The 13846-nt window shown below is 42.9% G+C and carries 12 protein-coding genes and 3 tRNA genes; 11 read left to right on the forward strand and 4 right to left on the reverse strand.

Translation table 11 applies throughout. From position 1 onward, the window contains the following. Nucleotides 1–319: 319 nt before the first annotated feature. On the forward strand, nt 320–1147 hold the full coding sequence (locus ACOBWA_RS01545) for an inositol monophosphatase family protein (protein WP_057758174.1): 828 nt from the start codon (nt 320–322) through the stop codon (nt 1145–1147). A gap of 18 nt (nt 1148–1165) precedes the next feature. On the opposite strand, the gene ACOBWA_RS01550 is transcribed toward ACOBWA_RS01545, so the two are convergent. Together ACOBWA_RS01550 and ACOBWA_RS01555 are read right to left on the reverse strand one after the other, a co-directional pair. Continuing rightward, nucleotides 1166–2677, reverse strand: a complete 1512-nt coding sequence (locus ACOBWA_RS01550) for a WS/DGAT/MGAT family O-acyltransferase (RefSeq protein ID WP_420230025.1) — start codon at nt 2675–2677, stop codon at nt 1166–1168. 174 nt (nt 2678–2851) lie between these two features. Beyond that, on the reverse strand, nt 2852–3673 hold the full coding sequence (locus ACOBWA_RS01555; protein WP_201548488.1) for a thiazole synthase: 822 nt from the start codon (nt 3671–3673) through the stop codon (nt 2852–2854). Nucleotides 3674–3999: 326 nt separating this feature from the next. On the opposite strand from ACOBWA_RS01555, the gene gspE reads away from it, so the two are divergent. Next, nucleotides 4000–5553 (forward strand): type II secretion system ATPase GspE, encoded by a 1554-nt coding sequence (gene gspE / locus ACOBWA_RS01560; RefSeq protein ID WP_420230026.1) that lies wholly within the window; start codon nt 4000–4002, stop codon nt 5551–5553. A 125-nt stretch (nt 5554–5678) separates the two neighbouring features. On the opposite strand, the gene ACOBWA_RS01565 is transcribed toward gspE, so the two are convergent. Both ACOBWA_RS01565 and ACOBWA_RS01570 read right to left on the reverse strand, forming a co-directional pair. Continuing rightward, nucleotides 5679–6152, reverse strand: coding sequence for a RidA family protein (locus ACOBWA_RS01565; RefSeq protein ID WP_420230027.1), 474 nt, complete (start codon nt 6150–6152; stop codon nt 5679–5681). A 39-nt stretch (nt 6153–6191) separates the two neighbouring features. Then, nucleotides 6192–6917, reverse strand: coding sequence for a DUF4442 domain-containing protein (locus tag ACOBWA_RS01570; RefSeq protein ID WP_420230028.1), 726 nt, complete (start codon nt 6915–6917; stop codon nt 6192–6194). 377 nt (nt 6918–7294) lie between these two features. Between ACOBWA_RS01570 and ACOBWA_RS01575 the strand changes: the two genes are divergently transcribed. The 9 genes from ACOBWA_RS01575 (at nt 7295) to ACOBWA_RS01615 (ending at nt 13819) form a co-directional block, all read left to right on the forward strand. Beyond that, nucleotides 7295–8482 (forward strand): McrB family protein, encoded by a 1188-nt coding sequence (locus ACOBWA_RS01575; RefSeq protein WP_420230029.1) that lies wholly within the window; start codon nt 7295–7297, stop codon nt 8480–8482. A gap of 41 nt (nt 8483–8523) precedes the next feature. Beyond that, entirely contained in the window at nt 8524–8811 is a 288-nt protein-coding gene (locus ACOBWA_RS01580) for a hypothetical protein (protein ID WP_420230030.1), read from the forward strand. 15 nt (nt 8812–8826) lie between these two features. Continuing rightward, the gene (locus ACOBWA_RS01585; RefSeq protein ID WP_420230031.1) at nt 8827–10356 is read left to right on the forward strand and encodes an McrC family protein; all 1530 of its coding nucleotides are present in this window, start codon (nt 8827–8829) and stop codon (nt 10354–10356) included. Nucleotides 10357–10709: 353 nt separating this feature from the next. Further along, nucleotides 10710–10786 (forward strand) — tRNA-Pro (locus ACOBWA_RS01590). Nucleotides 10787–10877: 91 nt separating this feature from the next. Further along, nucleotides 10878–10954 (forward strand) — tRNA-Arg (locus tag ACOBWA_RS01595). Between the two features lie 41 nt (nt 10955–10995). Then, a tRNA-His gene (locus ACOBWA_RS01600) sits at nt 10996–11071 on the forward strand. Between the two features lie 441 nt (nt 11072–11512). Beyond that, nucleotides 11513–12127, forward strand: coding sequence for a cupin domain-containing protein (locus ACOBWA_RS01605; RefSeq protein WP_420230032.1), 615 nt, complete (start codon nt 11513–11515; stop codon nt 12125–12127). Continuing rightward, entirely contained in the window at nt 12124–12447 is a 324-nt protein-coding gene (locus ACOBWA_RS01610; protein WP_420230033.1) for a helix-turn-helix transcriptional regulator, read from the forward strand. Before ACOBWA_RS01605 ends, ACOBWA_RS01610 begins: the two co-directional genes overlap by 4 nt. A gap of 310 nt (nt 12448–12757) precedes the next feature. Then, a complete protein-coding gene (locus ACOBWA_RS01615; protein WP_420230034.1) occupies nt 12758–13819 on the forward strand; it encodes a hypothetical protein in 1062 nt (353 codons plus the stop codon). The last annotated feature ends 27 nt before the right edge of the window (nt 13820–13846 follow it).

Here is a 13846-nt window from a genome sequence, read left to right on the forward strand (position 1 = left end):
ATTAATGCACTAAAAATGTGTTAATTAAAACCGATATAAGCTCCTTAAACAGAGCAGACGCCTGCTAGCCGTAGGTGCTAACTTTTTACAACTTGCGCAGTTTAGATGATCGCCAAGGTACCGGCTTGATCAGCGTGACGGTTTTTTCGTTTTTATCGAACAATTTTAGTATAATGCGGGTGTCTTTTATAAGTTTTCGTTTATAAGAGACACGTTTTTAATCGCATAGATGTGGTGCGATGCGGCGGCTGTTTGGCATGTTGTGGGCACAAAGTTAGTGTTATTTTTTATATTCATTCATCAAGCAAATAGGTTATTTATGGAACCCATGGTCGTCATCGCAGCGCGTACTGCTGAAAAAGTTGGTAAAGAGATTTTATATGCGCATCAAAACCGCCACAAAATCGAGTTAGATATCGAGTCTAAAGGACTTGATGGTTTGGTTACCCGCATTGATCGCTTTAGCGAAGAGCTCACTATCGAGACGCTAAAAGCCAGCTATCCTAATCATTCGTTTTTGGGTGAAGAGTTTGGTATGCAAGAAGGTCGCGGCGAAGATGCTGACTGGTGCTGGATTATCGATCCACTAGACGGTACTAAGAACTTTGTCCACGGTGTACCGCAGTTCTGCGTATCTATCGCAGTCCAGCATAAAGGCGTTACCCAACACGGTGTGGTCTATGATCCAGTACGTGATGAGATGTTCTCAGCGAGCCGCGGTAAAGGCGCGCGCTTGAACAATCGCCGCATGCAAGTGAGCGAGCGCAAAACCATTGATGGTGGTTTCTTTACGACTGGTCATCCGCTTGAGCGTAAGCGTAACGGCGAAGTTATCTCTTATGCCAAACAGCACTTTGAGAGCTTACAGAAGATATCTGAGGCAGGTGGTCAGGTACGTCGTATGGGTTCAGCTGCGCTTGACTTGTGCTATGTTGCCGCTGGTCGTTTTGACGGTTATTTTGAGATGTCTATCAAGCCTTGGGACATCGCTGCGGGCGAGCTTATCGTGACTGAAGCACGCGGTGTGGTGGTTGATCATACTGGCGCGCACAACTCTATGACATCAGGCTCTATCTTCGCTTGTAATGTGAAATTGCTGAAGCCATTGATGCAAACAGTTGTACCAATCTGGGGTGACGCAATCTAAACGTTAACCTTAATGGTATTAACGTTTAGCGCTTGCAAGATTTAAATTCAAGTAATATCTAGATTGAGTATGAATGAAAAAGCTGGTTCCATTATGGAGCCAGCTTTTTGTTTTATCATTACCCTTATTGCCATTTTTATCTTCGACAGTAATGCCTTTGAATGCTAATTCCTTACTGGTAGTTTCTAGCAACTGCAACTCTTCTTCTATGAGCATCAGCATATCTTGTACGCGAGGTAATGCCTTGCTACAAGCGGTAATGCCAAACTCAATCTTATCTAAATAACTGGCTAGGGTGATGTTCATGGCTTGACCATTGAACACGATAGAAGCAGGGTATAGCGATTGCAAGCGCGCGCCGTTCCAGTACAGCGGTTTTTCAGAACCAGGTACGTTGGAAATAATTAAGTTAAAGGCCTGCTTTTTGGGGAATAACCCTGTCGCTAGATTGATACCCTCCCACGCATAGGCAATCACACTATAGTTGATAACCTGCGCTTGATTCATGCGGCGAAAGCGACGTTTGCCGTTATTCATACTGCGATGAATCAATTCTATTCTGCGTAAAGGATTGTCTAAGTGGGTACCCAAATTTGCCAATACAAATGACAGTTGGTTGCCCGAGATACTGTTGTCTGTACGCAGGGACATCGGTACAAAAGCAATCAACGGTTTGCTTGGTAACGCATCCATTGAGATTAGATAACGACGAATAGCACCTGCACAGACCGCCAGTACCACATCGTTCCTGCTAATTTTGAGCCTCTCAGCAATATCGTTAAACCGTTTTATATCATAAGACTGTGCGGCTATACGCCGTGAGGCTGATATACGTTTATTCAAGATACTCATTGGGGCGTCAAAAGTACCGACATACCCTTCATCACCGTAGTTTTTCACATTATCTAGCAGTTCTGTAAATACAGGTTTGATGGTAGATATCTGCTCTTTTATGATGCCCCTGATAGATCGTTCGGCAGGTAATATAGCGTTTACTTGGTTGCGATGGCGCGCCATCAACGACCAGACAGGGAGAGTAACTGGTTCGGCTGGCGATTGTGATAAGGATTTTTGAACCAAACGCATCGCAGCAATGCCATCTACTAGGGAGTGGTGAATCTTAAAGTACAACGCAAAACGCTCAGGGCTGCCCTCAGTTTCGGGTTCAATACCCTCAACCACATGACATTCCCACAGCGGCATGGCACGGTCCAACAAACGTCCATGCTCTCGTGAAACGTACATCAATAGTTCACGTACGCGTCCAGGACTTGGTAGCGCGACATGGTGCAAATGATGCTCGACATCAAAGTCTTTGTCTTTTTTCCAAAAGGCTAAATGCTCAAGTACCTGATTAAAAGGAAAGCTGGGCGGCACATCAGACTCTTGCATTTGTTTTACCAATTGATAGACAAAATCGCTATCCGCATTGTCTGGTAATTCAAATACAAACAGTCCACCAACGTGCATGGGCTGTTTACGCGACTCAAGAAGTAGAAACAACTGGTCGACTGCTGTGAGAAGTCGCATAATAAATCCTTTTATGACGATAAGTGTTATGTGAAAATTATAATAAGTAGATATTCAATCAAATAACATTTTTTATTATTTTATAGAGCGTGTTAAGCAATCAACCATAGCACTGACAGCACTATACGTAAATACTCAACACGCTCTATTATGACATGTCATCTATACTTCAATTTATTGAAAGAAATACCCAGTCTGTGGTGAGCTGGCAGTAGCCATCTTACGCATAGGCATACGACCTGCCAAAAACGCAGCGCGACCTGCCCACATAGCATGTTTCATTGCATGTGCCATCATTACTGGGTTTTGTGCATTAGCAATGGCTGAGTTCATTAGTACGCCATCACAGCCAAGCTCCATCGCAAGTGCAGCATCAGACGCAGTACCGACGCCAGCGTCAACCAGTACGGGTACTTTAGCATTTTCGATTATCAAGCTAAGTGTATGACGATTAAGTAGACCAAGTCCTGAACCAATCAAGCTGCCAAGCGGCATAATAGCGACACAGCCCATGCTTTCTAATTCTTGTGCGACGATAGGGTCATCTGACGTATAAACCATCACTTCAAAACCATCATCAATCAATACTTTTGCGGCTTTTAAAGTTTCCATAACGTTTGGATATAAGGTTTTTTCATCCCCCAATACCTCAAGCTTAACCAAATTATGCCCACCCAATAACTCGCGAGCAAGCTTACAAGTGCGAATGGCTGTTTCGGCGTCAAAGCAGCCAGCAGTATTCGGTAATATCGTATATTTATCAGGTGAAATCACATCTAATAAGTTAGGCTCATCACTATTTTGTCCAATATTGACACGGCGAATGGCGACGGTCACGATTTCGGCTGCTGAAGCGGCAATGGCTTCTCCAGTCTCTGTCATGTCTTTATACTTGCCAGTACCAACCAGCAGACGCGAAGAAAAGGTACGGCTACCGACAGTAAAGGTATCTTGTAAAAGTGGTGTTGGACGAGTAGTGCTAACGTTCTCTGACATAACGGAAAATCCTAATATCGAGCGGGAGAAGGGATAGACAAAATATGATGGGCAATCTAAGTAATCTAAAAGGTGTAATAGACAATGGCAAGCGGTCTGCAAAAAATCGCATGATATGCTAACTCTGATAGTAATGATATGTGCTGGGCGATAGATATAAAGCGCCAGTCACATAAAATAATACCCGTCTAAAACAAAATGCTATTATAACAAACTCATGCAACCTTACTGGCAGTCTTTTTTGATTCGAACTGTTAAGGACAAGGCATCCATCATGTCTTGGCGTGCGTACTTCTTACCTTCTCCTCACTTATTGGGCCGTCTTTATGATGCAGTTGCCATACAGCTTTGCGAAACGCCATCAGATTTTGGCCATACTTGCGATAGATCCTGAATTGCCGCCGACGTTGGTACTCACCAAAGCTACTCCGCTGTCAGCGATCAACGAAGCGGTACGGTTTTTACAGCAGCAAGGCATTCGCGGTGTACCCACTTACGAAAGTGTTAGCGCAGATGATTTTGAAAAACGTATGAACGCAGCTTATGCTGGCAATACAGGAGAGTCGCAGCACATCGCTGCTGGACTTGAAGACCACCCTGATCTCGATAGTCTGGCAGATAGCGTCCCTGAAACTGAAGACTTGATGGATCAACAGGATGATGCGCCTATCATTCGTTTGATCAATGCATTATTGTCCGAAGCTATTCGTTTAAGTGCTTCAGACATTCATATTGAGACTTTTGAAAAGCGCTTGGTCGTTCGTTTCCGAGTTGATGGTGAGCTAAAAGAAATCATCACACCAAAACGCCAACTAGCTCCATTGTTAGTTTCGCGTATTAAAGTGATGGCTAAGTTAGATATTGCTGAAAAGCGAGTGCCGCAAGATGGTCGTATCAGTTTAAGACTGGCAGGGCGAGAAGTCGATGTGCGTGTATCGACCTTACCATCGAGCTTTGGTGAGCGTGTGGTGATGCGTCTATTAGACAAGCAAGCTGGTCGTTTGAATATGACGTATTTGGGGTTGTCTGATAGTGACTATACTGAGCTAAAGCGCTTAATCCATCGTCCACACGGTATTATTTTGGTGACAGGACCGACTGGCTCGGGTAAAACCACGACGCTATACTCTGCATTGACCGATTTAAATGATCAGACCCGCAATATCTTGACCGCCGAAGATCCGATTGAGTTTCAGCTTGATGGTATCGGGCAGACGCAGGTCAATAACAAAGTAGACATGACATTTGCTAAAAGCTTGCGTGCAATGCTCCGTCAAGATCCCGATGTGGTGATGGTTGGTGAAATTCGTGATTTAGAGACAGCAGAGATTGCCGTACAGGCTTCTTTGACAGGGCATTTGGTATTATCGACACTGCATACCAACACGGCTATTGGCGCGGTCACTCGCTTACAGGACATGGGTGTTGAGCCGTTTCTGTTGTCGTCGTCGCTTATTGGCGTAGTAGCGCAACGTTTGGTACGTACTTTATGCTCACATTGTCAAAGCTGGCAGGCTGCCGATACCGAGCAAGCCAAGCTGTTTACCGAAATTGGTATTGGCTCAACACTGAAAAGTGATGCCAAAGATATAGCAAGTGAGTCGATTCGTTTGCCCAAGCCAGTTGGCTGCGATAAATGTAATCAGTCAGGGTTTAAAGGCCGTACCGCTATATATGAGGTCGTGCCAATCGACGACACATTGCGCCGTATGATTCATAGCAATACGGCTGAATATGAGCTAGAAGAATATGCGCGTCAGCAGACCCCATCGATTCGTGCAGATGGTTTGCGTAAGGTCATAGAAGGGCGCACGACATTGGAAGAAGTGCTGCGAGTGACGAAAGAGAGCGCCTTAACGGACGAGACAATACTGGTATAAATCTGCAGACTGGATCTCGCGGATTGGATACTGCTATAGCAGACAAAAAACAACTGGCGTGGATAGCCAGTTGTTTTAGTTTTAACGTTTTTCTAATTGTGGAGCTTTAGAGTTTTTAGCCGCTATTATTTTGCAGCCATACACTCAATCTCAACGCTTGCTCCAGCAGCCAGTTCTGATACGCCAAAGGCTGAGCGTACAGGATAAGGCTTTATCATCTCAGCCTTGTAGACCTTATTAAAATCATCAAAGTCATCTATATCAGTCAGCATGACCATACATTTAACGATATCAGACTTACGGTAGCCATATTTTAATAGCGTGATATGGATGTTATCGAGCACTTGTTTGGTTTCAGCTTTGATACCGCCTTTGACCAGTTTGCCATCTTTAAAGCCAATTTGTCCCGACATATACAATGTATTGTCCACGCGTACAGCTTCTGAAAAAGGATAAGTACCGCCATCTCCCAAGAAAGTAGGGCTAGATTTAGCAATGCTAACAGCTGTCGTCGTATTAGCACTAGCGCTATGAACAAAACCCAATGAGCACAGAGTGGCTAGCGCTAGAGTAGATAGGCAAGTACTAAGTTTGGACATACTGTTTCCTCATTGGGGTTTGTTATCAATTTTTATTAACTACTTATCATTACTATTATTTTGAGTAGATGAGGCATCGTTTTCTTCGATTGGTGCCTCGGTTCCATTATCATCTTCTGCGACTTTTTCAGACGCTTTACCTTGGCGGCGTGCCTCTAGCTCCGCTTTTGGTATCCATGCCCACGTCATCTCAACCACAATTGGATCGCGGTCACTGTCAGACTCACGATCTTTGATGACACAAGGGATAATCATCTCACCTTTTGGCGTGTTTAGGATATCCAAACGCTGTTCATCAGACAAGCTTGACACAGCAGCAATTTGACCTTTTTTGATTGGACGATGGAAATTTACCGAGTAAGATTTAATCAGCAGAATGCGATCAGAAGGCAAGTTCAAACCCAAAATAAACCCCGTAGCCGTCTCAGCCAGTAATGTGATGGCGACTGCATGGATAGAGCCGATATGGTTTTGGACGGCTTTATTGTTGTTTAAACTAACGACGACTTGGTTTGGTTCTACCGTTTCATAATAAATGCCAGTCGTGCCGACATAGGGGACGACCTTGCCAAAGGCTTTAGATAAAATACTTGAGCGTGCTCCAGCAGGCAGGTATTTGGTGACGGATAACAGTTTAGTAAATTGATTGCTAATTGGTTTTAGCGTGCTACTGGGTTTCTCAACTGAAGATTTTGTGCTGTCAGATACTTTGGCTGGCAGTTTATTGGTCAACTTGGCGGGTAGTTTTTTTAATAATCCTGACATACAAAATTCCTTAACGTAAATGAGTTGAATGACATTCTTAGCATGGCTTTTTATGATAGCGACACAAATATAGATAACGAAAGTCGCTACAAATACTATGGTACATCAACCATTGCCTTCCTACTATTATTAGCATGAACTGCTGCGCTTACAAAACTATAGTAGCGTGGCTATGTTGCTAGGTTATGTCATCAATTTAGAGCGCCACTTAAAGTAGTCTAGGTATCTTATATATCACTATCATTTGGACAAAGGAAGCTGAGTGGAAGTACTACAAATTGTAGACTAAGCGAGACTGACACCGTATCTAATTTATAGAGGGTTGACTATAGTTACCATGCCAATAGACAGCCACGTTATAATGACAAAATGTTAGCATGTCTATTTCAAACCTGTTTTCAATGCCGCTGGATAACGTTATGCCTGATATGTCTGCTCATGAACCGACCAATATTATTTATACAGGCGTTGCTGGTACAGGTAAAACCTATAGATTGCTGCAAATCGCGAAGCAATACACCGACTATCTACCCAAGACTGAAAATGAAGATTTATTAGAACAATTGCTGCAAGGTTTAAGCTGGCGCGAAGTATTATGTTTGGTATTTTTAGATTTACGTGCTGAGCAGCAGGATTTGTTAAAGGTACGAGAAATTATTGATCATCCTTTTTTTATGACCAAAGCTGCTCAGAACTCACGTGATAAAAATCTGGACAGTACAGCTTGGCTAGAGTTACGCAGACATAGTCCTACGAACTCTCAAACAGTCAGTTTTGATAACCGCGCTAGCCAAGCTTATTTTGATAAAGATAATAGTGGATCATGGTATTTATTACCTGAAAGTATGGTGCTACTAGAAGATTTATCGCAGCAATTAGCAGAGTTTCAGCAGGCACAGCGTGACAACCAAGCCAATCAAAATCAAAACATTGCTCAGCAACGTTTTAGTATGGTGAGCTTCCACCAAGCCTACGGTTATGAAGAGTTTGTAGAAGGTATACGGCCTGTCATGAGTGGCACCGCTCAAGCAAATAACAGCCACTCTAATCAAAATCAAATGAGTTACGCGGTGCAAGATGGAGCATTCCTGAAGCTATGCCAACGCGCCGCCCGTAACCCTCAGCAGCGTTATGCTATGCTGATTGATGAGATTAACCGTGCTAATGTGTCACGGGTGTTTGGCGAGCTTCTCAGTTTGATAGAGCCTGATAAACGAGCGGACAAGCCGAATGCGATGACAGTGAGTTTGGCGTATTCTGGGCGTGCTTTTAGTGTGCCTGCCAATGTTGATATTTATGCCACTATGAATACCCAAGACCATTCTTTAGCGCCACTTGATATGGCGTTACGCCGACGTTTTCGTTTTATGGATTGTCCACCGCAGCCTGATTTACTATCGATAATTTATGACAGCAATAACATTGATACTGGCCTATCTGACGATTCAGAAGCAGCTATGATAGATTTGAGTAAATTATTAATAGGTTTAAATAGACGTATCGTGCAGACACTGGGAATAGAAGCGCAGTTGGGACATGCTTTTTATTCGCCGTCACTCAGTTAGAGCAATTACAAACAGCGCTCGTCGAACAAATTATTCCTCAATTGGCTCAAGCAGCTGGTGGTCAAATTACGGTGCTGCAGTATATCTTTAGAGATGAGCAGCAACCGACGAGTAAGCAGTTCGTACAGGATAGTCAAGCATTGATGAATGACGACTTGTATAATCCGATGGGCAACCAAAACAATGCTTCCGCTGAACACCAAATGTTTGCAGGGCAGGGTTCTTTTCTTGGTCAGTCTATGAGTATGAATAGCTATACCATTAATGCCGATTTGATTGCTAGGGATGGTGAGTTTAATCATGCTGCTATCTACCAGCGTTTGTACTAGCAGGATGACTGTTCAGTGATAACGAATAATCAATATTACGTCAAGCAACACGCTGTTAGGGCAAACAGTCGTCAGACTCGTATCCCTAATAGTATTGCCACCACGAATAGCATTACCGTGTTTGAGCATCAACGTTTGACCGTGCATGATTTTTTGCACAGGTCTGACTTCGATTGGCTAATGGCACAAGAGTTTGCAGTATTTACTATCAAGCGTAAGCAAGGACAGTGGCAGCTTAAGGTTGGGCACTATATTGGGATTATTCTACTACCCAGTGGCATAACGCTTGAGATACTGCCAAAGCTCAATCAGTCTACTCAGTCTACTCAGTCTAGCGATATCGTCCAGACTCGTCATTGGGTACAGGGTATGCTATCGGATTTAATTAATCTTGATACGCGTAACAATCGTAAGCTACCCAATACGAAAAATTTCGGTCAGTTTAGTTCCCAGTCTACTCCTTTACCGTTAAAAGTATTGCCTATATCAGATTGGCTGATTGAGCAGTTTTTGCAGCGTTTAATGGATTATCAACCAACCAAGCATTATCAGGCTCAGATTGAAAATCAGGCATCCCTGCAAGGTCGACTGCTCATCAAAGAACAACTGCGTCATAATAGTATGCAACCGCATAAGTTCATCTGTGAAAGTAGCGTATTAAGTCACGACATGTTGGCTAATCGGCTGATTAAGAGTGCATTGGTTTACTTGATGCCTTTATTGACCCAGTTTATTTCTTCAAAACTGTTGCAGCCATGGCAGCAGGTGTCTACGCTAAACAACCGCGAAATGCAGCAGATAGCATTAATATATGCTCAAGCGAAGCGTCAGCTAGACGTTCAGCCACTCCAAAAGCAAAAATTGCACGCCGCGCAGCAGTTAGTAGACTTGGCATACTGGTTATTGAAACAGACGACAGCTACGACAGGTAACGGTATTGATCCAAATAGACAAAATTGCTCTCAGCTAAGATTGTGTTTATTGATTGATATGAATCAAGCTTTTGAGCAATGGGCAAGTCAGCGTATCGCATCGATGTTTCAGCAGATTAGTAGTAATTACCGTCCTTTTTATCAAACCCAGAGTGTCTGGCTAAATGATGCTGAAGGACTAGCATGCTTATCTATACGGCCTGATTTGCTGATATTTGAAACCGTCTCTGATGATTGCCAAAACCAGAACGATATAGTAGCTCATCAAACTGAAGCCAAAAACAAAACCAAAGGTCACTACAGTCATGTCATCGATATTAAGTGGAAATATTTACCGCATGCTGCTGCAATTAGTGCGAGCGACGCTTATCAATTGACCAGCTATGCACAAGCTTACTTGGCGAGGCAGGTCTGGTTGGTTTATCCGGTGCTAGGTAGTGATAGGCAGCCAGTAGCGCTCAAGCAGCAAACTCATTATGGTAGTAATGATAGCGACAGTAGCGGTGATATTAAAAACAATGAATCAATTAATGCCCATTTATGGTTAATGCCGTTTGATGTTTTGACAGGTACACTCAACGGTGAAGTACATCCACATTTGGACAAAAATTAATATCTTTATCAATGACAGCGTGACTGACTGATTGATTGACTGATTGATTGATTGACTGATTGATTGACTGATTGATTGATTGATTGATTGATTGATTGATTGATTGATTGATTGATTGATTGATTGATTGATTGATTGATAGGTAAGTAATAAAAGGGCCTTATTGTCACTATTTTGGTGAAATTGACGTAATTTTAAAAAATTAGCGATTATTTGAAATTAATCGAAAATAGGTGTTGACACAATCGCCTTTACCCCTTAATATGTGCACCTCGATAGCGAGGAACATTAACAAGTTAGCGGCATTGCCAACAACGAGTTAATTAACAAACTATCGTGATAATAGAAAATTTCGGAGTGTGGCGCAGTTTGGTAGCGCATCTGGTTTGGGACCAGAGGGTCGTAGGTTCGAATCCTATCACTCCGACCATCTATTTTAAGAGCCTTACAGGCTTTTTTATGTATAACGGTTTAGTTTCTGATATCGTAAAGTAAACTTAGTATATAAAAGTCCTCTAAGAGCGCCTGTAGCTCAGCTGGATAGAGCATCTCCCTTCTAAGGAGGTGGCCGCAGGTTCGAATCCTGCCAGGCGCACCATTTAGCCTGCAAATCTTGCCTATTCTTTGGCAATAGTTATGGCGGTTGTAGCTCAGTTGGTAGAGCCCCGGGTTGTGATCTCGGTTGTCGTGGGTTCGAGTCCCATCAGTCGCCCCATATTTTATTCTGTATGTACCTACATACAAATCATATCTTAATCTAAAAATATATAAGTAATAGCACTCGCCCTTGATGGCGATTTTTTTATGCCTATTCGATTTTATCTCTATATTATCTTTATAATATTAAACAGATTGAGTTTGATAGCACCTTCAATACTAGATAATCCCCAAATTCTTATCAACATTGCCTATAGGTTTTCCTTCAGACCTAGCGTGACTGTGTCTACTCTATTATTGTTTAGTAATTCTAATAAGTAAATAGACATGACGTTTTAAATGATGCATTATGCTTAAGTGTTATCACATCCATACTATCCAATAAAAATTATTTATTGGAGCAAGTATTGGCATAGAGCAAACCGACAGAACTTGTTATTAAGAGTATTATTTTTTTAAGATGAATCGTTATTAATCTGCATTATTGAGGAATTGATTGATGGACGCACTGAGTGTATTGCTGCAAAACGTGCATTTATTTGAGACTAAGTATTATCGTCTAAATGGCACTGGCAATTGGTCTTATTCTATTACTAGAAAAGACACCATTTTATTTTACTTAGTAATGTCTGGCGGTTTTTGCATTGATGTTGGTAATGGTCTACGAGAAGCTCGCGCTGGCGACATGATCATGATTCCGAATGCGCACAAGCATGTGAGTTACGCACTCAATCACCATGGCGATGTTGCTGAGTCGCTTGATGAACTATTGAGTAATTGCACCGAGCGTACACTTGATATCGATGGCGATGGAGACTCCAATTCATCTTTGATACTGATCGAATGTAAGTACGACAAAGAGATGATTAATCCTCTGTTGTCAGTACTGCCACCGATATTACCTGAGCTCAATGATGCTGCTGACGGTCGGTTTGAAGTGATTGATGTAGAGATAAAGCTGCTGACATTAGAAGCTGAGCGCGAGCGTATGGGTAAAACGGCTGTAATCAATCATTGGGCAAGCATCATGATGATTGAATGTTTGCGCGTCTATATCGAAAGCTTGCCTGAAGCTACAGAAAATTGGCTTAAAGCCATGAAGGATCCTTTTTGACCAAGGCGCTCGCCGCGATGCATGGGGCACCGAGTGAAAGCTGGACCATTCATCAGCTTGCCGAAGTGGCAGGGATGTCGCGTTCCAGCTTTGCACAGCGTTTTAAAGACACGGTTGGTATGCCGCCACTGACTTATCTGATTGATTACCGCTTACGATTGGCGGCTCGCTATTTACGCTTACAGCAAAACAGTATTAGCCGTATCAGCGAAATGGTGGGCTACGCCTCAGATTCGACTTTTAGTCAGGCATTTAAACGTGTGTATGGTGTCTCGCCAAAAGCATACCGTCAGCAGTATCGACAGAACAATCTTGCATAGCTCTAGTTGCTGTTTATTTAAATAGAATCTCGACGATAAGCGCTAAGGTCATTTATATGTCCTTGGCGCTTTTTTAATTTGTGAATACATATTGTTTATAAACGTTGAGTCACTCATATCTATAAAACCTTTGTTAACTGGCTATGGCTATTTTAGTTAAGGGCAGCTGACAATGAGTCTGTGTTCAGGTACTATGGGTTGATGAGTCGTCGAGACAAAAGCGTTGATATTGTAATGCGCTATATGTCCTTATACGATAGACATATAAAAGGATCGAGACGATGTTTATTTTCGTTGCTGATGGTATGTTATGACTGAACCGACCGCAAAGCTAAATGCAGGAAGCAATGGCCAACAAGAGGCTGCTGCAACTGCTAAAACAGAAAGTAATGTTGATACAAACACTGCTATAGAGAACCCGCATGTCAGCAAAGATGCGCCGAAAAATGAGCCAGTAGAGACACCTGATAAGGCGGCGTTATTGACGATGTTTACTTTGCCAGATATCGAGGCGGTAGCAACTGAAGCAGTAATATCTGAGTCATCCGATAGTCTTACAGTAGCTGCAAAACCTGTGGCTCAAGAAACTAATGTCGCTACGCAGCGTGTTGCGCTTTATCGTGCTCAGCATGAGCGTACTCGGCTGTTATATATGGCATCTGCCAATACGCGTCCTACTTACTTAGTACAAACCCTGAAGCCGCAATTCGCGGAATATCAGCAATATTTACTTGCGCAGCAGCTTGATAAACGTGGGTTGATGGATACGGATACGCTCGAAAGACTCTGGCAGCAGCTGCATGTGGTCGATGACATTATTGCAGATATCGTGCGTCATATGCCTGCACAGCAGCCCGCCGGTTGGCAGCTGACGACTCAAGATGGTCGCAATCCATTGTGCTTTGCTACGGTCGGTAAGTTAAAGCACGGCAAGCCAATTCGCGACCAAGGTAGCCTCAATAGTTATGTGCTTGGACATTTTGGCGTGAGTAGCTTTACCTACGATCGAGGCTATTATATTGGTCATGTGGTTGGTTATTTATTCAGCTGTTATTATTGTGCTCACTTGTCGATCACTTATGGCGTCACAGCCCTTGGACAGCAAGTCGTGGCTGACTATGATTACGCCAGTCTTGAAACCCCGCATATGGTTAGGCTATTACAAGGTCTTGACGGTTATTGCAAAAAACGCATTTATCAGTTAGCCGTTATTTGTGCGCGCTTGAGTGTTTTTGCGAGTGATAAACGTATTGAAAGAATGCTAATCGCTGAGGTCAATGACTTTGATAAAAAGCTACAGCAGCAGCATTTGGATGTCTTATTATTACAAGGTTTAATGCCTGATAGTAATGACTCAACGCCACTGCTCTAAGCGTTGAATGTCAAATTAATAGAATTC

Source organism: Psychrobacter sp. ER1, from assembly GCF_048631835.1.
GTDB lineage: Bacteria > Pseudomonadota > Gammaproteobacteria > Pseudomonadales > Moraxellaceae > Psychrobacter.

Excerpts from the sequence above, each read along its gene's own strand:
- ACOBWA_RS01565 (WP_420230027.1), bottom strand. The coding sequence starts at position 6,152 with ATGTCCAAACTTAGTACTTGCCTATCTACTCTAGCGCTAGCCACTCTG.
- ACOBWA_RS01550 (WP_420230025.1), bottom strand. The coding sequence starts at position 2,677 with ATGCGACTTCTCACAGCAGTCGACCAGTTGTTTCTACTTCTTGAGTCG.
- ACOBWA_RS01615 (WP_420230034.1), top strand. The coding sequence starts at position 12,758 with ATGACTGAACCGACCGCAAAGCTAAATGCAGGAAGCAATGGCCAACAA.
- ACOBWA_RS01570 (WP_420230028.1), bottom strand. The coding sequence starts at position 6,917 with ATGTCAGGATTATTAAAAAAACTACCCGCCAAGTTGACCAATAAACTG.
- ACOBWA_RS01555 (WP_201548488.1), bottom strand. The coding sequence starts at position 3,673 with ATGTCAGAGAACGTTAGCACTACTCGTCCAACACCACTTTTACAAGAT.
- ACOBWA_RS01605 (WP_420230032.1), top strand. The coding sequence starts at position 11,513 with ATGGACGCACTGAGTGTATTGCTGCAAAACGTGCATTTATTTGAGACT.
- gspE (WP_420230026.1), top strand. The coding sequence starts at position 4,000 with ATGATGCAGTTGCCATACAGCTTTGCGAAACGCCATCAGATTTTGGCC.
- ACOBWA_RS01575 (WP_420230029.1), top strand. The coding sequence starts at position 7,295 with ATGTCTATTTCAAACCTGTTTTCAATGCCGCTGGATAACGTTATGCCT.
- ACOBWA_RS01545 (WP_057758174.1), top strand. The coding sequence starts at position 320 with ATGGAACCCATGGTCGTCATCGCAGCGCGTACTGCTGAAAAAGTTGGT.